The organism is Paenibacillus sp. NRS-1781, assembly GCF_050467745.1.
Lineage (GTDB): Bacteria > Bacillota > Bacilli > Paenibacillales > Paenibacillaceae > Paenibacillus > Paenibacillus terrae_A.
In genome coordinates this window covers 1-18893 of record NZ_JBITPI010000042.1, presented here as the reverse complement: position 1 = coordinate 18893, position 18893 = coordinate 1, and the positions used below count along the sequence as shown (strand labels likewise).

Annotated in this window: 17 protein-coding genes, 1 pseudogene and 1 CRISPR repeat array; of the genes and pseudogenes, 5 read left to right on the top strand and 13 right to left on the bottom strand. The window is 44.9% G+C overall.

Annotated elements, in window-relative coordinates:
- The 4 genes from ACIFO6_RS15325 to ACIFO6_RS15310 all read right to left on the bottom strand — a co-directional run.
- Positions 1-1060, bottom strand: a 1060-nt coding sequence (locus ACIFO6_RS15325; protein WP_430041616.1) for a helix-turn-helix domain-containing protein, incomplete at its 3' end; no start/stop codon positions are given.
- A 520-nt stretch (positions 1061-1580) separates the two neighbouring features.
- Positions 1581-1703 (bottom strand): hypothetical protein, encoded by a 123-nt coding sequence (locus tag ACIFO6_RS15320; protein ID WP_430041614.1) that lies wholly within the window; start codon positions 1701-1703, stop codon positions 1581-1583.
- Positions 1666-3084, bottom strand: coding sequence for a helix-turn-helix domain-containing protein (locus ACIFO6_RS15315; protein WP_430041612.1), 1419 nt, complete (start codon positions 3082-3084; stop codon positions 1666-1668). The genes ACIFO6_RS15320 and ACIFO6_RS15315 overlap by 38 nt, the downstream gene beginning before the upstream one ends.
- A 264-nt stretch (positions 3085-3348) precedes the next feature.
- Positions 3349-4399: direct repeats of the CRISPR family, unit length 32 nt; unit sequence ATTTCAATCCACGCACTCACATGGAGTGCGAC.
- Between the two features lie 294 nt (positions 4400-4693).
- Complete coding sequence (locus ACIFO6_RS15310; protein ID WP_430041609.1) at positions 4694-5482, bottom strand: helix-turn-helix transcriptional regulator; 789 nt, start codon at positions 5480-5482, stop codon at positions 4694-4696.
- Between the two features lie 201 nt (positions 5483-5683).
- On the opposite strand from ACIFO6_RS15310, the gene pyk reads away from it, so the two are divergent.
- A complete protein-coding gene (gene pyk / locus ACIFO6_RS15305) occupies positions 5684-7099 on the top strand; it encodes a pyruvate kinase (RefSeq protein ID WP_430041607.1) in 1416 nt (471 codons plus the stop codon).
- A 77-nt stretch (positions 7100-7176) separates the two neighbouring features.
- Here pyk and ACIFO6_RS15300 read toward each other — a convergent pair whose 3' ends face one another.
- The 7 genes from ACIFO6_RS15300 to ACIFO6_RS15270 all read right to left on the bottom strand — a co-directional run bounded on the left by ACIFO6_RS15300 (position 7177) and on the right by ACIFO6_RS15270 (position 13739).
- The gene (locus ACIFO6_RS15300) at positions 7177-7575 is read right to left on the bottom strand and encodes a hypothetical protein (RefSeq protein ID WP_430041605.1); all 399 of its coding nucleotides are present in this window, start codon (positions 7573-7575) and stop codon (positions 7177-7179) included.
- Between the two features lie 260 nt (positions 7576-7835).
- Positions 7836-8957 (bottom strand): GerAB/ArcD/ProY family transporter, encoded by a 1122-nt coding sequence (locus ACIFO6_RS15295; RefSeq protein ID WP_430041602.1) that lies wholly within the window; start codon positions 8955-8957, stop codon positions 7836-7838.
- Complete coding sequence (locus tag ACIFO6_RS15290) at positions 8947-10098, bottom strand: GerAB/ArcD/ProY family transporter (RefSeq protein WP_430041600.1); 1152 nt, start codon at positions 10096-10098, stop codon at positions 8947-8949. The genes ACIFO6_RS15295 and ACIFO6_RS15290 overlap by 11 nt, the downstream gene beginning before the upstream one ends.
- Before the next feature lie 15 nt (positions 10099-10113).
- The gene (locus tag ACIFO6_RS15285; RefSeq protein WP_430041598.1) at positions 10114-10365 is read right to left on the bottom strand and encodes a hypothetical protein; all 252 of its coding nucleotides are present in this window, start codon (positions 10363-10365) and stop codon (positions 10114-10116) included.
- Positions 10366-10388: 23 nt separating this feature from the next.
- A complete protein-coding gene (locus ACIFO6_RS15280) occupies positions 10389-11594 on the bottom strand; it encodes a Ger(x)C family spore germination protein (RefSeq protein WP_430041596.1) in 1206 nt (401 codons plus the stop codon).
- Positions 11595-11634: 40 nt separating this feature from the next.
- Entirely contained in the window at positions 11635-13230 is a 1596-nt protein-coding gene (locus ACIFO6_RS15275) for a spore germination protein (protein WP_430041594.1), read from the bottom strand.
- Between the two features lie 164 nt (positions 13231-13394).
- Positions 13395-13739 (bottom strand): DUF805 domain-containing protein, encoded by a 345-nt coding sequence (locus ACIFO6_RS15270; RefSeq protein ID WP_430041592.1) that lies wholly within the window; start codon positions 13737-13739, stop codon positions 13395-13397.
- A gap of 400 nt (positions 13740-14139) precedes the next feature.
- On the opposite strand from ACIFO6_RS15270, the gene ACIFO6_RS15265 reads away from it, so the two are divergent.
- The 3 genes from ACIFO6_RS15265 (at position 14140) to ACIFO6_RS15255 (ending at position 17526) form a co-directional block, all read left to right on the top strand.
- Positions 14140-16575, top strand: a complete 2436-nt coding sequence (locus ACIFO6_RS15265; protein ID WP_430041590.1) for a family 43 glycosylhydrolase — start codon at positions 14140-14142, stop codon at positions 16573-16575.
- Between the two features lie 403 nt (positions 16576-16978).
- The gene (gene cspD, locus ACIFO6_RS15260) at positions 16979-17179 is read left to right on the top strand and encodes a cold-shock protein CspD (RefSeq protein WP_013308356.1); all 201 of its coding nucleotides are present in this window, start codon (positions 16979-16981) and stop codon (positions 17177-17179) included.
- Between the two features lie 131 nt (positions 17180-17310).
- Positions 17311-17526: a cold-shock protein gene (locus ACIFO6_RS15255; protein WP_430041587.1), complete on the top strand. Its 216-nt coding sequence runs from the start codon at positions 17311-17313 to the stop codon at positions 17524-17526.
- 227 nt (positions 17527-17753) lie between these two features.
- On the opposite strand, the pseudogene ACIFO6_RS15250 reads toward ACIFO6_RS15255, so the two are convergent.
- A pseudogene (locus ACIFO6_RS15250) lies at positions 17754-17987 on the bottom strand (alpha/beta fold hydrolase); the annotation flags it as partial.
- 188 nt (positions 17988-18175) lie between these two features.
- On the opposite strand from ACIFO6_RS15250, the gene ACIFO6_RS15245 reads away from it, so the two are divergent.
- Complete coding sequence (locus ACIFO6_RS15245; protein ID WP_430041585.1) at positions 18176-18505, top strand: hypothetical protein; 330 nt, start codon at positions 18176-18178, stop codon at positions 18503-18505.
- A 190-nt stretch (positions 18506-18695) separates the two neighbouring features.
- Here ACIFO6_RS15245 and ACIFO6_RS15240 read toward each other — a convergent pair.
- On the bottom strand, positions 18696-18893 hold a 198-nt coding region (locus ACIFO6_RS15240; protein WP_430041583.1), incomplete at its 5' end, for a hypothetical protein.

Genomic DNA, 18893 nt, shown 5'->3' with positions numbered 1-18893 from the left:
CTAACTGATATCGGTTAGCCGAAAACATTACGTTCAACAGCTTAGTAACCATTTCTTTATCGGCTTTATTGGTTGATGTAGCAATATATTCAACATAATCTGGTAGTACACTTATATCTCCTGACAGGAGTTTATTAACGTAAGTATTACCTTCCGCCCAATGTTGAAACAAACCGATCCAACGTAGGGCATCCTCGTCCGTCTCCATAACCCAATCTAAATTAGCGTAGGCGTATGTATATTGTAGAGCTTGTTGATATTCGCCTTGGGCTTCACAGACACTTGCACACAGTAAATCAGCATAGGTGATGTACACAAACATGGGACGACTTAGCTTCTTTTCGGACTCCTTATGGTCTCGCTTCTTCTGTTGATGTTTCATCGAATATTGAATTTCCGCTTTCACCTTCATTTTACGAGCTATTTCATCAAGCTTATCCCATTGACGCAAAGACCTGTACACGTTCGCCAAGTCCTTCAATGCGTCAAGCTGGTCTATTTCATCTAGACGCTCAACAAAAGCTTCAAATATCGTAGCCGCCTTGAGATTTCGGTTCTGATCGTCTCCAACCTGAATTGTGAATATACGATATTGACAGATTGCCAAGCGTTCAGAATGTTGGTACTTCTCCACTTCTGCTACATTCTCATAGAGCAGCAACGCAGCAGCATGTCGTCCCTGTACAAATAGCGCTTCCGCAATGTCATATAGTCTGGGCGAATACAACGGATTGTCCATAATATGTCCAACGATTCGACGGATCGCATTCAGCTTGTCCAGCTCTCCACAACGATATAATAGTGGCTCAATTCGCCGCCAATTCGGGGGAAGGTCGATGATGTAATTTTCTATGTATAGTTCGTAAAAATAGCCCTCCGGTAATCCCATGGCCAATGTGATTCGGTCAAGCTGTTGTAAAGAAACAGGACGATGTTGAGTAATCCAATTACTGAGTGTTCTTTGATAAACACCTGAATATTCCGCAAATTCTGCTAAAGTCAAGTTGTTTTGCTTTAAATAATCTTCCAACTCTGCTAAAACCGTAGGTGTATGCTTCATGTCATATCCACCCTTCACATAAAAATTCCAAATTTTTTATATTATTGCATTCTATTATTGTCCATAATTAACCATATGTCAATAACTATGCAACCAATATAAGCATTCGATTTTTGGCATGAAACGAAACAAAAAATACTCTCCACTAATCTTTGCTGTCAACGGAGAGTATGATTCTATATATTTTTTTTCTCAGCAATAAGTAGACCTAGCAGTGTATATCCCCTGTACAATGTTCCTAACAATAGAACACCACCAGCAAAAGAAATGAGGATAAGTATCATGTTAAGTATAAATGGTAAGTAGGCGAAAAGACTGATATTCAAGGGCAGTCAATTACTCCTCAAGCTTCTGCAACTTAAAATTTTATAGTTAATTTGTATGATTAGTAGGCAATGAATATTGGAGTAAACGTGTATCTAAAACAGGCACATTTTATAGTGGCAATGTCATTCAACAGTAGAATAAATCCCCGCTGACCAGGTTAAGGTTTGCGGGGATTTATTTTGTTCCTATCCGTTTATGCGCCTCCAATGGTAACATAAGGCTGGTTACTATGGTGGTGGTTAAGTGCTTGATCCGGCACAGTGAAAATAAACAAAAAGCTAGCCGCGATGACCAGCAGCACCATTTTTTTCAACATTGTTCATCCACACCTTTTCAATAAGATTTAGAAATGCCGCTTTAGTTTCTGGAACCGCATAATCCTGAAAGTGCAAAAATAGACCCATACAATTTATAAAGTAAGTCTCATTATTTAGTTTATGATAACTTATCATGGAATACATCAAATGTTTAAAACCATCAATGTAAGAACCTCGATGTAAATCATAATAAGCTAATTCGTAACGAAACCATGCGATATAGTCCGGTATCACCTGTTGAGTATACATATCATCGAGTGGAGGCTCTTCAGAAAAAGAATTAATCTCCGTTTTAAATCGTTGAAGTATATCATCCACGTGCAATTCAAATCGGTTTGCTGCAATGATAACATTCAACAATTTGGAGAGTTCCTCTTGTTCATTAGAGCCTGATGTCGCTGCAACATATTCAACATAATCTTGAAGCACGCTTATATCTCCAGACAACAGCTTATATACGTAAGTATTGCCTTCCGCCCAATGTTGAAACAAACCCATCCAGTGTCGGGTATCCTCGTCCTTCTCTTTGACCCAATCTAAATTAGCGTAGGCATATGTATAATCTAGAGCTTGTTGAAAATCGCCTTGGGCTTCACAGACACATGCACACAGCAGGTCAGCATAGGTGATGTACACAAACATGGGACGACTTAGCTTTTTTTCGGACTCCTTATGCGCTCGCTTCTTCTGGTGATGTTTCATCGAATATTGAATTTCCGCTTTCACCTTCATTTTTCGAGCTATTTCATCAAGCCTATCCCATTGACGCAAAGACCTGTACACGTTCGCCAAGTCCTTCAATGCGTCAAGCTGATCTATTTCATCCAAGCGCTCAACAAAAGCTTCAAATATCGTTGCTGCCCTGAGATTTTGGTTTTGATCGTCTCCAATCTGGATCGTGAATATACGATATTGACAGACTGCCAAGCGTTCTGAATGTTGGTACTTCTCCACTTCTGCTACATTCTCATAGAGCACCAGCGCAGCAGCATGTCGTCCTTGTGCTAATAGCGCTTCTGCAATTTCAAATAGTCTAGGTGAATAGAGTAGATTGTCCATGATTTGTCCAACGATTCGACGGATCGCATCCAGCTTGTCCAGCTCTGCACAACGATATAGCAACCGCTCAATTCGACGCATATTGGGAGAATGTTCGATGATGTAGTCATCTATGAATCGTTCGTAAAAAAAGCCTTCCGTTAAACCCATAGCCTCAGTGATTAGATCAAGCTGGTTAACAGATATAGGACTATTACCAGTTACAATGCCACTTACAATCCCTCTGTTAATACCTGCAATATGCCCGAATTGCGTTAGGCTCAAACCCTCTTTTTTTAGGTATTTGCCTAATTCCGCCCGAATCGTAGGTGTGATTTCCATACATAAACCACCCTCCACATAAAAATTCCATAATTTTATATTCTTGCATTCTATTGTTCTCCAAAATTAACCATATGTCAATATATTTTTTTGCTGATGCTTAAAGGTTAATTTTAGCATATTCATGCATATGGAAATGGAAAGGACGAGTGATGGAAGCGGAAGTAAGAGGGCGAAAAACGCACTTCATACAGAGCGCGACTTGTGAGCGAGGCGCTGGGGCATCGGTAAATGACGATCTCTGAGTACGAACAGTACGTATTAGTTTCAATCCACGCACTCACATGGAGTGCGACGAAAAATACGGGTTTGTACTCATGTTTAATGTAATATTTCAATCCACGCACTCACATGGAGTGCGACTAATTCAATTCCGTTTTTCTCTTCATTGATACTTAGTATTTCAATCCACGCACTCACATGGAGTGCGACTCCGCCCGCCCCAGCTATAGGAACGTGTCGGCAAAGGGATTTCAATCCACGCACTCACATGGAGTGCGACTGTTTAAAGAGGCAGAATAGACCCGTAATATACATCTATTTCAATCCACGCACTCACATGGAGTGCGACCCGCCAGAAACGGCGCACTATGATATCAATGATATTTCAATCCACGCACTCACATGGAGTGCGACGGAAGAGTTGGGTGATGAAAAGCTTGATTATAGTGAAATTTCAATCCACGCACTCACATGGAGTGCGACTTTGGTCAATTGCCAAAATAGTGGTCGCTTTTGTATTTCAATCCACGCACTCACATGGAGTGCGACTTCAAAAACTATCGCTGAGTGGAAAAACGTTATGATTTCAATCCACGCACTCACATGGAGTGCGACACCAAACATGTATATAGGTATCACAGCTCTATAATAATTTCAATCCACGCACTCACATGGAGTGCGACCTTTAAGCTTGGAGGGATACGGGATGAGTTGGAAACAATTTCAATCCACGCACTCACATGGAGTGCGACGCATCCAGTAATAAAGAGGGCCGTCAAGAGCAATATATTTCAATCCACGCACTCACATGGAGTGCGACGTTCATTTTGATTTGCTGGATATGTTAATGACCAAAATTTCAATCCACGCACTCACATGGAGTGCGACCACTTTTGGAGCTGGACAGAGAGTACAAGGATGTCAATTTCAATCCACGCACTCACATGGAGTGCGACGCCGCGCAGTTGGAGAGCATCAAAACCGATCCAGCAGGATTTCAATCCACGCACTCACATGGAGTGCGACATAGTTGTTGTTTAACTGAACAATCTGACTTTTCAATTTCAATCCACGCACTCACATGGAGTGCGACAGCGAAAATGTGGTGATTGATACCCTATTGGTATCAATACCATACATTTTAGCAATAAACGATGCCGAAAAGGCTTGAATCAAGCATTGACATTCACCCATTACAACCCATCCAAGTCCTTTTCGACAAATTTCGAGGTGCGAAGGAACCGGGGTTTTTATGTGAGCTTCACATTCGCACTTTATAAAATGAAGTATTTGTGTCTATCCAGTTGAATCCAACATACATTTAAACACGCAGTTTCGCAACCTTTTCGGATCTTTTTTTCCTTCTCTTTCCACCGTACAAGACACGCTAGACAATCGAAGACCGTTCATCCAGAAATTCGGATGGGGAGCAGCCTGTCAGACGTTTGAATATCCGATGGAAATAGGAAACATCACTATACCCCACATACTCTGAAATTTCACGAATCGTCAGTCGGGATTCGGTCAGCATGTAGATGGCTGTTTTAATACGCTGCGTATGTACATGCTCGCTGATCGTTTGGCGTGTTACCTCGCGCAGCAGGGTGGCTGCGTAGTTGGGCGTTTTACGGATCGCGTCGCCAAGCTCCTCCTTCGTCACCTTTTCCCGATAATGATTCTGAATATACTGCTTCATATGCTCTACATGCTTCTCTTTATCGCAAGAAACAGCACCCTTGTCCCATTCCTGATTGATATAAATCATCGCTTCGGTCAGCAAGCAGTCAGCCATCATGGCATAGTAGCTCGGACGCTCCGTCCATTGGTAGTACACCGACTTGATCCGTTCATGCAGCATATCGTAGCATCCGAGCTTGATCAGCAACGGCTGGTCTGTATTCAGCAGGGGAAGTGTGTGGTTCGTACATGTTTTGTGGCAATGTATCACATACTTGGTATGAAAAAGTGTAGGAATGCTCTTACCGTAGTAAGGCAAATGTCCGGGTAGAATCAGCGCTTCTCCCTTGCCGAGAATAAACTTGCAACCGTTCACCCAATATACACATTTTCCAAAGGTAACCAAAATAAATAGTAAGTCATCGTCGCTGCTATTCGAGCCAGCCTTTTCGTACCAGTCTATGCCATGGTCCTGTCGCATGTCCGTCATTGTAATCACGAGGCCCACTCTCCGATGTCTTAAAAAATTATTGTACTGTAGTACATTCATCATACTATAGTTCATAGTCTTGGCGCACGGGTACAGGTAAAATAGAACCATAGAAGTTTAATAGATAGAGAACTGAGGATTTTGCAAAAATCCTGAAGTAAAAGTGGATAGAAACCAAACAGTAAAGACATTCAGGAGGATGACATTACTATGCTTAAAACGAAAATTATCTGTACGATGGGACCTGCCTGCGACTCCATTCATTTGTTAAAAGAAATGATTCAGGCCGGTATGACAGTAGCACGCTTGAACATGGCTCATGGTGAGCTGGAAGATCACGTTAAACGTATTGAAAATGTGCGACAGGCTGCGAAGGAACTGAACACCTTTATTCCCGTCATGATGGATATCAAGGGACCGGAAATACGGATTGGCAAGCTGAAAGAAGCGTCCTGTCTGCTGAAGCCAGGTAGCCAGCTTATTTTGACCACGGAAGAAATTTTGGGGGACGAGCATCGTATTTCGGTTAACTACCCGGATATGCCCAAGGATATCAAAGCAGGCGACCGTATTCTCATTGATGATGGCTTGGTCGATCTGACTGTAACCTCTATTGAGGGAACTGAAATGATCTGTAACATTGTAAGCGGCGGTATTTTGAAGCCGAGAAAAGGTGTGAACCTGCCAGGGATTCATACGACCCTTCCGGGCGTAACAGAGCGTGATGTGAAGCACATCCAATTCGGGGTGGAGCAGCGTATTGAGCTTATTGCGGCTTCTTTTGTGCGTAAAGGCGACGATATTCGCGAAATTCGCGAGATTTTGAAGGGACATAACGCTGAGCATGTACAAATTTATTCTAAAATTGAAAATGCCGAAGGTATGGAAAACCTCGATGATATTATCAAGGCTTCGGACGGTATTATGGTAGCCCGTGGTGATCTGGGTGTTGAAGTGCCGATTCAGGACGTACCTGTGATGCAAAAGGAAATGATCGACAAGTGTAATCTGGTCGGCAAGCCGGTAATCGTGGCTACACATATGCTGGAGTCCATGCAGGTCAACCCCCGTCCGACGAGAGCCGAAGTCAGTGACGTATTTAACGCCGTGATGCAAGGAGCCGATGTGGTTATGCTGTCGGGCGAATCCGCTGCGGGTAAATACCCTGTTGAATCCGTACGGACAATGGCTGCTGTAGCTGCCAGAGCTGAATCGCAATTTGATTATCAGGAGCAGTTCGATAAGCGCAGAGCACGCCAAAGCACGAACATTACCGAGGTCATCAGTCAAGGTGCGGTTAGTTCGTCCCTGGAGCTGGATGCCAAAGCGATCATTACGTCTACGGCCAGCGGCTTCACGGCCCGTATGGTGTCCAAATATCGTCCGAAGGCTCCAATTATTGCAGTTACCCCGAACAATACGGTGTTCGCTAAAATTTGTCTGTTATCCGGAGTATTTCCGGTTAAAGGCGATAAGGTAGTGACGACGGATGATATGTTCGAATCCTCCATCCGCAATGCCCTGAATGCAGGATATATTCAAAAAGGAGACACCGTTATCGTGTCGGCAGGCGTTCCTGTCGCCGAGGCTGGTGCCACCAACCTGATTCGAGTACATCAAGTGTAAGCGTAGATACAGACAGCAGAAAGGCGCTGATTCCCAACGGGCTCAGCGCCTTTTTTACATACTATTGTGTTGCAGGCTTACAGTCCAAACACACTTTTGGCCACGACCTGCGTCAACTCGGCCTTATGGGCTTGGTACTGTTCAGGCGTAATGCTCTTGCTGGCCAGCCGTTGATCCAACTGCTCTGTCAACTGAGCCACCTGCAAATCAACGACAGCCTGAGCATCCCGTTCATTATATTGTGCAATATCGGCCAAGGTTTGACCGTTATACAGCTCATCATACAATTGCTCATCCGAGGATACCCCCAGTGTTTCCAGCAGCTCATCATCCTTGGAAGCCTCACTATCCTGTAGCTGAAGGGCTCTCTCTGGAGCCAGCGCAGAAGCATTGGCCCGGCTTCCCCATGTAGAGGACTGCCCAATAGACAACGCCAGCAACAAGGTGCAGATAACCATGATTCGTTTTCGATTCATAAGAGTAAAGTCTCCTTTTGATTTCTTTAAAATGCTGACAGGGTGGAACGGTATATGGATATCCAACGGGAGTAGTATTCATGCTTTTAGCCCATCTGGCTTTTATGTAGTTACCAGATTCTTAAATACATCATACACGCCCAATCTTAGCGCCAGATTAATACTCGTTTAAAATAAACTAAAAGTTCACTTTGTAAACAGGTAACAGCAAAAAAAAAATTCACTGATGCTCGCAGGATGGCTCGAACGATGGATGTGATCTATCCTTTGGCCCCTGTTTTTTTCTTTGACCAGATTTTTCGTATCCCATGCATACAGAGCAGCAGTAGAGGCAGTAAAAGGCCCATAGATAAGGAAAAAGGGGTCCATATTTTTGCATCCCAGGATTGCTGATAGGGGACATTGGGGTATATGATCACCGACATGACGATCAGGATCATACCGATAGGGAAGATCAGCGGACGATCATCTTTTAGATTAAAGATTTGGCTAATGGCTATCATAATGGATTGCATATACAGGGCCAGCCTGAAAAAGAGCGAGATAAACCACATAGCGGCCATGATCGCTTCAATACGCTGAAGAAAATTTCCAATGTTTATTTTTTTGGCTAATGAATAGCTCGGATACATACTTCTTGCTGTTAAATCATGCCCGAGAACCAAAACGGCCAATGCAATGACCACAACCAGAATCAACCCGCCGATCAGTCCCCCTGTTAAAAAAGCCCTGCGTGCTTGATCGGGCTGATCGACAAGCGGAAAAATCATGAGAAAAACAATATGGGTCAGAAACGCAATACTAATAAAGGACAAGGCACCAGACCAAACGGGTCCAACTCCCTTCTCCAGCATCGGTTGGGCGTTCTCCAGCTTGATATTGGATACGATTAAAACGACAAAAGCCGTATACAGCAAAATGAACAAGGGAAACAATAGTTCAGCAGAACGGGCTACCGTTTCCAGTCCCAGATGTACGCCCATCAATACAATGATCGCAAAGAGGATGTTGACCGCTTGTAGCGGCGTTTCCGGCATCATTTGAGTAGTCAAAAAATTCCCCAAATCATACAACACCGCAGCAGGACCCCCCAGAAAAAACATAACCATAAACAGCAGAGCAACAGACTTCCCCAACCACTTGCCCATAAGAGTCTCCATGATTTCAATCAGGGTCATCTGTGGATACAGGATGGTAATCGTGTTGTACAGCCATATCAATAGCAGCCCGGCGCCTACTCCAACGAGTGCTGCGATCCATGCATCCTGTTTAGCAGTGGCGGCCATAACAGAGGGGATGATGAGGATTGCAGTACCGATTGTAAATAATATCGTTAAGATCAACAATTGCCGTGTGGAAATTTTGACTTGCTTAGGCACCATCTTCACCTCTATCTTCACGTTTATCATCTGGCTTGTTATTCTTCTTTGTCCCTAACCTTTTCAGAGCATGTATACTGAGCAGCAGTAAGGGAAAAAACAATCCCAATGATAGTATATAAGGAATCCACGTCTTGGTATCATAGGCTTGTTGATAAGGGACATTGGGATATACGATGATCGACATGACGACTAAAAGAATGCCGAGAGGAGGTACTAACTGTCGGTCGTTTTTCAAGCGAAAGATTTGGCCTATGGCTGTTACAATGGAATACATATACACCGTGATCCTGAAAAAGAGCGAAATAAACCACATCGTAGCCATGATCGCTTCGATACGCTGTAGAAAATTTCCAATGTTAATTTTTTTGGCTAAAGCATAGCTTGGATACATATTTCTTGCGGTTAGATCAGAGCCTAATACCAAAATAGCCAATGCAACGACCACGACCAACATTAATCCGCCAATCAGGCTTCCTGTGAAAATAGCTTTACGGGCTTGGTCGAAACGATTGACAGAAGCCGGGAAGATCATGAGCAGAACGATGTGAGGCAGAAAAGCTGTGCTGACAAAGGACAGGGCAGCCGACCAAATAGGTCCTACTCCAGCCTCCAGTACCGGTTGAACATTTTCCAATTTAATATTGGATATCACCAAACCCGTAAACGAAATGTAGAGCAGGATAAATAACGGAAACATCAGTTCGGCAGAACGAGCTATCACTTCCAGTCCCAGCAGAACAGCCAACAATATAATAAGCGCAAAAAGGATGTTTACCGCTGGCATCGGTGTTTCCGGTATCATTTGAGTGGTCATAAAATTTCCCAGGTAGAATAAAACGGTAACAGGTGCATTGATGAAAAACGTGGTGAAAAACAGAAGACTGACGGCTTTGCCTAGCCACTTTCCGAGCAGGGCTTCCATAATTCCAATCAGGGTCATCTGTGGATACAACGCTGCAAGCTTGATGTACAAATACAAGATGAGAAGCCCGGACCCAACCCCAACAAGCGCAGCAATCCACGCATCCTGCTTGGCTATCTGCGCCACGCCTGATGGTATGATGAGGATTGCGCTCCCAACCGTATATAAAGTCGTCAGGATCATAAGCTGACGTGCTGAGATTTTGATCTGCCCGGGCACCAATTTCACCTCGTCTTATTTTATTAGACCAATATGGGTTAGGAAATCGCTGAATGGTCTATACACGGCTGCGATCCAATCCAGAGGAGTGGGAACAAACCAACTTAATGCCTTGGCGCTGCTGAGTCCGACCCCAAGAAGGAGCAGGATGGAAAACAGCCAAAGCTCTTTTGTTAACCCTTTTTTCCGCATGTACGGAACCTCAAACAGACTGATTGCAGCAGCGACCAGCAATATACCCAGAACGTTCACTATTTTAGGCAGCATCTTTTAACACCTTCTTTGGTAGGTTATTCCTTCATATCATTCAGGAATGAGCTGCCAATCGTGCCCACGCGCCGAATTTTGAAATCGACCTTAATGTCTACGGGCAATTCTACAAAATGCTCACGATTCCAATTTTTTTTCAGCGAACTCCAGGTTTTCGGATCAGCGCGGTGAATGGCCTCACCGAAACCGAAAATGTCGGCTTTGTACAATTTTTGAGCTTTTCTGACGGCTGATTTCATAATTTCTTCGATCTTTTCTTCTTCTTTTTTCTCTACCTCATAAATCGTACTCACCTTGGTCAAATCCAGGCCCTGACACTCGACTTCTCCTACGTTGGCCTCAACCTGCATTTTAACATTGACCCGGGGTTCTCCCCTGTTAACGCTCCCTTTTATAGCGGTTTGGGTCCGAATGATTTCTGTGACAACTTTGCCGCCTTCGGGGCAGGCTACAAAGCCGACAGAGCTTCGCACTTTCCCGAGAATGAAGTTGTAGCCCCTGCTTTCAGTTTCGTTTAACCATCCGATTAACTTGTCTTTTCTGAATACAGCAAGTCCCGAATACTGTAAACGGACAGGAGGGTTGATCGTTTGGACATTTTTGTTTAATTCTCCCATTTCTGTATTTCCGATAATATGAAGTCCTGTCAAAATAGGCTGCATTCCTTCACTGGTAAGAGCTTTAATCAATTCATCCAAGGTTACCGTCATACTGGGCGACCAGTTTCTCTCCGATGTTTCCAGGGCGGAGAAAAGATCATTCGCCGGAATCGGGTCCAGGGGTGTCATAATTTTCAGTGTGTCCTCTGCACTGGTGCCCTTTGACACCACAATATAAAAATCAGTGCGGAACTGATGATCCCTGGAGAGTAAATCCAGAGCTTTTGCCATCCCCTCCCTCGCTATCGACTCACCGATTACGCATATGCGCAGGTGAGAAAAATACATTTTTCGGGGACTAAGCGTCGTTATTTTCCGGATGGCTTCAAACACGGTGTCAGCTTCTGCTGTGTACAACGTGGCTGGAGCCCCACCGCTTGCTCCTTTTTTGGCTGCTGCTTCTCCGGGGTCCACAACCTGGACGGAGACACGAAATTGATCTCCACGTTTATCGATCCCCATGCCGACGGCGATAGCAAGCTCATTCAGCTCCCTACGGTTCCAACAGCCCGTCAGAAGCAAGACGAGTGTAAACATCAGGAGCAGAAATGCCGTCTTCCGTTTCATCCCTGTCTACCCCTTTCCGTCTGTTCCTGTCTTCTCTGCTTTATTCCCGTGGTTTTCGGGGCGGGGTGCTGCTTCGGCGCTTCACATTTTTCTGATTTATCAGCCGGGGACGTGTAATCATCATCCAGTGAGGGAGACGAAAGATGGTATCCTTGGTGTCCGACGGTATTAAAGGGGCAAAAGGAGCCATATAGGGAATGCCAAACGAACGAAGGCTGCACATATGCAGGATGAGAGCAATGCCGCCGACGATAATTCCGAATAGTCCAAATGAAGCAGCAAGCCCCATCAAGGGAAATCGCAGCATACGGAAAGCAATGGACATATTATAGGCAGGCAGGACGAAGCTGGAAATCGCAGTAATGGATACGACAATGACCATTGCCGCCGATATGATGCCCGCCTCGACAGCCGCCTGTCCGATGACGAGCGTGCCCACGATCGAGACGGCTGCCCCGATGTACTTTGGCATGCGGACACCGGCTTCCCGCAATATTTCAAAAGTCAGCTCCATCATGAGCGCTTCGATAAAGGAGGGAAAAGGAACGGACTCCCGTTGTGCCGCCAGACCGATCAGCAGTGAGGTTGGCAGCATTTCCTGATGAAAGGTAGTGATGGCAACATATAAGGACGGACCCAGCAGGGAAATGAAAACCCCGGTGTAACGAAGTACCCGGATGAAGCTGCTGATGTCGGCACGCTGATAATAATCCTCCGCCGCATGTAGAAAGGAAACAAACAGCGCAGGTACGACAAGCACAAACGGGGTTCCATCTATCAGGATCGCGACCTTTCCTTCCAACAGCTCAGCGGCGATGACGTCCGGGCGTTCGGAGTTGTATACCGTCGGAAAAGGAGTAAATGTTTCATCCTGGATTAGCTCCTCGATATATCCGCTTTCAAGAATGCCGTCTATATCAATGCGATTCAGCCGTTCATGCACTTCTTCGACCAATTTATGGTTCACGATGCCCTTGATATACATGACCGCGACATCGGTTTGGGTCACGCGGCCAATTTGTTTTGTTTCCAGCCACAGGTTCGGATCTTTAATCTTGCGACGGATCAAGGCCGTATTCGTGCGCAGTGTTTCCGAAAATCCCTCGCGCGGTCCACGGACAACATTCTCCGAGGCAGGCTCGGTGACTCCGCGATCCTTCCACCCTCGTGCGCTGGCCACGATTCCCTGCGTCTCACCGTCAACCAAGATGATCGCATCCCCGGACAACAGAGCGTTATATAAGGTTACAAAGTCAGTAACATCCCGGATGTCACCGATGGTCAATGCATAATCTTTTAAAATCTGCAATACATGGGAGGAGGTCTGGATGCTACGCTCCACGTCGCTGGACAAGCTGCTATCCAGCATCATCGACTCCATGATGAAGTCAGAGACTATATTTTTATCCGCCAAACCATCGGTATAGAGAATAGCAATGGTCTGGTCACCATCTTTGCCGATTCGAACTTCTCTGATGATGATGTCGGTACTGTTGCCGAGTGCTTGTCTGATCCGCTGAAGATTTGACCCGATATTTGCACTCAGCTGCTCCTCTGAGGGTGCAGAATGACTCTCACTGTGCTGGACAGGTGGCTTTTTAAACTTGTTGTGGATGCTTCTTGTTCGAAAACGCATGAACGTTCTCCCTCTCCTTGCAGATGCTTTTTAATCCAGTATGGACGCAGGAGGCTTCTGATAAACTTATGGTTGGAATTTTGATGGGTGGAAGGGGAATAAGAAAAGAAAAGAAAAGAACCTCTTTCACAAGAATGAAAGAGGTTCTCAGGCATTTTCACCAATTACAATTTAGGATTTTTTCCATATTTGTTCTCAGCAGGTTGACTGTCTTGGCATAAGAATACAATCAGGATAATAGAACCGACAAGGGGGATTAAACTGATCAAGATCCACCATCCGGTTCTGCCTGTGTCGTGCAGTCTACGGGCTATAACGGCCAGAGACGGCAACAGGACAGCCAAAGAATAAAGGTACATCAAGATCGGAGTTAAGCCCACAAGACCATCAATCAAACCGATTATAAAAGTCGCGATCGCATTGAACAGAACAAACATCCAGTATTCTGTACGTCGTGCTCTACCTTGGAATCCTACATAGTTTTTTAATCCATTTAAATACCATTGCATATATTTTCACCTCCCCATAAAAGTTAAAGGCTTACTTTAAAGTAATTCAAAAATATTCTTTTAAGTATATCGGCAGGAAGGATATAGAATTTTACTTGTAAAATTATGGTTTTAAAATGAGTGTATACGCAACTGGTTCATTAACGTTAATAGTTTTATAAATAATTTATAAAAATATAAAATTACATATTGAATTTTCCACATTCATTGAATAATATAGAGGTACGGTTAACCGTCAGGTTTGAATCCGCCTTCTTAGCAGAAGGTACTTTTATTTTCCAAATAAATTGAAAGCGCTTTAATACAAGATGGGAGATGATCAACATTTTCTGACCGCCTTACTTCATATCGTCTTATGTTTAACAATCAGGTATGTTCAAAAACGAGAGGAGATTAGTTTATGAAGCCATTATTTTTTCGTAAAGTAACAGCAGCTTCTCTGGCGGGTGCGTTGCTGTTGCCTGCCTCCTTTGCAGGCGCCGAACAAACGCTCAATCTGGACACAGATGGGATTCAAGCTGCGGGGCAGATCACCCTTCAGGGTCAAAGCCAGGGGGACATTTCCATTCAAAGCAAAAAGAACGTTTCATTTAAAGAAACTTCCGTACATGATCCATCCATTCTGAAAGTGAACGATACATTTTATATTTTTGGTTCTCATTTGGCGGCTGCCAAGTCCAAGGACCTCATGAATTGGGATACGATTGCCACAGGAGTAGCAAATGGCAATGCACTGATTCCTAACGTCAAAGAGGAATTAAAAGAAGCGCTGGATTGGGCCCAGACAGACACGCTATGGGCAGCGGATGTTATTCAACTGGCCGATGGCAAGTTTTACATGTACTATAACGCCTGCAAGGGTGACTCCCCGCGTTCAGCAATGGGTCTAGCAGTTGCCGATAAAATTGAAGGGCCTTATAAGAATAAAGGCATTTTCCTGAAATCCGGCATGTGGGGCCAACCGGGTGAGGATGGGACGATCTATGATGCAACCAAGCATCCGAATGTCGTGGACCCGGACACTTTTTACGATAAGAACGGCAAGCTGTGGATGGTATACGGCTCCTACTCAGGGGGCATTTTCATTATGGAGATGGATGGAAAAACAGGGAAGCCACTGCCCGGACAAGGCTACGGGAAAAAGCTGACAGGCGGTAACCATGCCCGTATGGAAGGGCCGTACATTCAGTATAGTCCGCAAACGGACTATTATTACTTGTTCCTGTCGTATGGGGGCTTATCGGCAGATGGGGGATACAACCTTCGTGTGGCTCGATCCAAAACACCGGATGGTCCTTTTTACGATGCTGAGGGCAACGATATGATCAAGGTCAAGGCGAATCCTGATAAGCCGCTTTTTGATGACGCTTCCATTGAGCCGTACGGTGTCAAGCTGATAGGGAACTATCTGATTCCAAGAGAAATTGGGGACTCGGGTACTGGACTGGGTACAGGCTATGTCTCGCCTGGACATAACTCGGCTTATTACGACCCCAAAACGAAAAAGCATTTTCTGATTTTTCACTCCCGTTTCCCGGGCAGAGGCGAACAGTTTGAAGTGCGGGTGCATGAAATGTTCATGAACGCTGACGGCTGGCCTGTAGTTGCTCCTTATCGTTATTCTGGGGATGAGGATTCACTGAAGAAGTTGTCGGAAAAGGATGTCCTCGGTCAATACTCGTATGTAAATCACGGGAAAGAAATCTCGGCCAATATTAAGCAAGCCGTGACCGTCAGTTTGGAAAGCGGCGGCAAACTGTCCGGCGGCGCAAGCGGTACATGGAAGCTTGGTACAGGTAATCAGCTGGAGATTACGGTGGATGGCACGAAGTACAAAGGTGTATTCCTGCGGCACCTTGATCCAGATACGGGCACCAAGACGCTTGCCTTCACTGCCCTGTCCTCCAAGGGTGTCGCGGTCTGGGGTACGCTAAAGACTGAGCAGAAGGCCAGCAAAATTGTAGCCGCAGTGCAGAAGGATTTGAGCTTGGGCGATACGAGCAACGTTTTTTATAATCTGACGCTACCTACTCAGGGAACACAAGATACCACCATTACGTGGGAGTCCTCACGTCCCGAGAACATTTCCGTGACAGGTGAAGTGTATCGTCCAGAAGCGGGCTCCCCGCCTGCAACGGTCACATTGACCGCGACCATAAAAAAAGACAAAGCAACAGCGAAGAAAAGCTTTATAGCCAAGGTTCCCGAGCAGGCTCAGGGTCCGCAGCTCGCGCACTACTCATGGAGTGAGGATCAAGGGACAACGGTCGTAGACAGCACATACAACAACTATGATGGCAAGGCATTTGGGGGAGCTACATGGGACAAGGAAGGGAAGTCCGGCGGAGCTCTTGTTTTGAACGGCAAGGATGGTTACGTGCAGCTGCCAGGTATGGTAACGGATGCCGAGGACTTTACTTTTTCCGCGTGGGTAAACTGGAAGGGCGGCGCTGCCTGGCAGCGGATTTTTGACTTTGGAAATGGACAGAGCCGCCATATGTTCCTGACCCCATCCCAAGGAAGCGGAGTGCTACAGTTTACGATCCATGAAGGGACGGATCAAAGCGTGCTTTCGAAAGCACCGCTGCCATTGAACCAATGGACGCATGTAGCGGTTACACTGGAGGGGAACACCGGAAGGCTGTATGTAAACGGTGAAGAGGTAGCTGTTAATGATAGCGTTACCTTTAACCCGAGAGAACTGCTGACGAGCGAGGCTTATCTCGGTAAAAGCCGCTTTGCTGCCGATGCTAACTTTAATGGCAGTCTGGATGAGGTTCAATTGTTTAACAAAGCGCTTACAATAGATGAAATTAGGGCATTGGCGGATCTTTGATGCTGGTAGAACCATAACGTAACAGAGTAGATGCAGGAGACGGGCTTATTATAGAAAAAATTCGTTTCCTGCATAATGTTTTGTATATTTATTTTTCATTTGCTGGTATAATTAAGAAGCAGTTGTGGATATACTGTTTTAAGTAGGCGTTGATGAATGACTTTCGCCTCATGGAATAACGGCTTGGACACATAAATAGAGGACAAGAGCACTCTGCATAATTTAAATTCACCAGTGCTTGCGTTTTCAATACACTTATGGTAATATGAGTATATTGAAATTGTGACCTGAGATTCGCATATTGTAGAGGGCTATTGTTTTAGGTTGAAATAACCTTGTGCAATATGTGAATTTTTATTTGTAAAAAATAAAGGTCATATAAATACATTTTGGAGGTAATTCCATGCAAACAGGTACAGTAAAATGGTTTAACGCAGAAAAAGGTTTTGGTTTCATCGAGGTTGAAGGTGGAAGCGACGTATTCGTACATTTCTCCGCAATCCAAGGCGACGGCTTCAAATCTTTGGACGAAGGCCAACGCGTAGAATTCAACGTAGTTGAAGGAAACCGTGGACCACAAGCTGAGAACGTTGTAAAACTGTAATTTAAAATTACAGCCTACTTCAAATGCCCCGAACATAGCGTTTGGGGCATTTGTTTTTATCTGTTCACAGGGCCGTTTTTGAACTGATTACATCTTATCGCTTTATAAATCATGAAGAAAGAGGGATGTTTATGTACAATTCACGGAAAAAGCCAATGGATGAGATTCCTGAGGAAATTACAACTGTCTGGAATTGCGCCAGCGATACGTGCAACGGATGGATGCGGGATAACTTCGCTTTTTCTGTCGAGCCGACATGCCCCATTTGCGGTTCTGCCATGGTGAAGGGCGAGAAAAAGCTGGCCATTTTGAATAATACGAGCTTTAATCATACCAAACAATCCTAATTGGATATATGTTTGTAGTGAAGGATGCCCCATAGCCGCTAACGGCGCTGAGGCGTCTTTTTTGTTTTTTGGAGAAGGCACTGCAAGGTGCTATTTTTGTACATCAGGATTTTGCGAAATCCTCACTTATGAATGTCTCGGTTCTCTGATTATGGAATGAGGGAAGGTTGAGATAGTATGCTCAGTAAGGTGGAATTAAATTCAGGGAGCGCGTCGTAGGGAAAGGGCAGATCGTCTGCAAGCCGATCATAGTTATAGCTTTGCCAAGGTCGATCTGATCTGCCGAATCCCCGAAGATCCACCTGAATACAGCGGTACCCGTAAGAAGGCAGCAGGGCCACCTGATATCCGTACATTCGATGATCCAGCGGTCAGCCGTGCACCATTAGAATGGGGATGCCTTCTCCTGTATCTTCTACATACAGCTTGACGCCGCGTTCTACCTCAACATAATGTCCCATTGCGTTCACCCCTTTAGAGTCACGAAAACTCGTTCTTTCTCACATATATGTATCGGGGGCTTAGCTCATTCAAAAAAAGGGATGGCAGAAGTCACGGTTTGAATGTATTTATTGTTAAAAAATGTATGTCATCCCGCATAGCGATAAGATATAATGATGGGATGAAATAGCAACGGGAGAGTGGAACCATGACACCATCAAAAACTTTAAAATGGATTACGGGCGGTCTAGAGCTATTTTTAGCTATTCCTGTTTTGGGTGGATTCATCGTCTTAAACTCTGCGTATACCGTATTGTTTTTTATGATGATTTTCCATATCGTTACATTAGTGCTATCGGTGGTAAACAAGGAGGCCTATTATGGATCTATCTTAGGGATCGTGACCTCTGTTGTCGGATGGATTCCGATCGTGGGTTGGTTGATGCATTTGCTTTCAGGTATATTTTTGATGATTACAGCAGCTCAACAGCCACGTTATCAAGATCGTAACTCCTATGATGATTATTATCGTTACTAATGTACAGACAGTTGAATCAGCAACCTGCTCTGTGGGATTACGCCGCTTGTGAACATTTTGTGTGAAGTGAGAAGAAGGCACTGTTGTTAAGAGAGCTTTGCGAAACGAATATAGTATCTGTAACATGAAAATACAAGCTCGTGCCAGAAGATCCGGTATCGGATGTTTCGCAATTGTTACGTTTCCGAAATCATCGGTTGGAGAGTACGTATTGAACCATGTGATCCGCCAGTGCATTGAGCAGCGCCTGGAGATCAGCAAAACCATTCTCATGGACGCGACTACGCCCGTCAAAAGCAACCAGTAAAGAATAAATCGAGCAGAGCAAAAGTAGCCCCTCCTTGGTAAAGGATGGACTACTTTTTTGTATGTGCGCCCGGCATGGGCG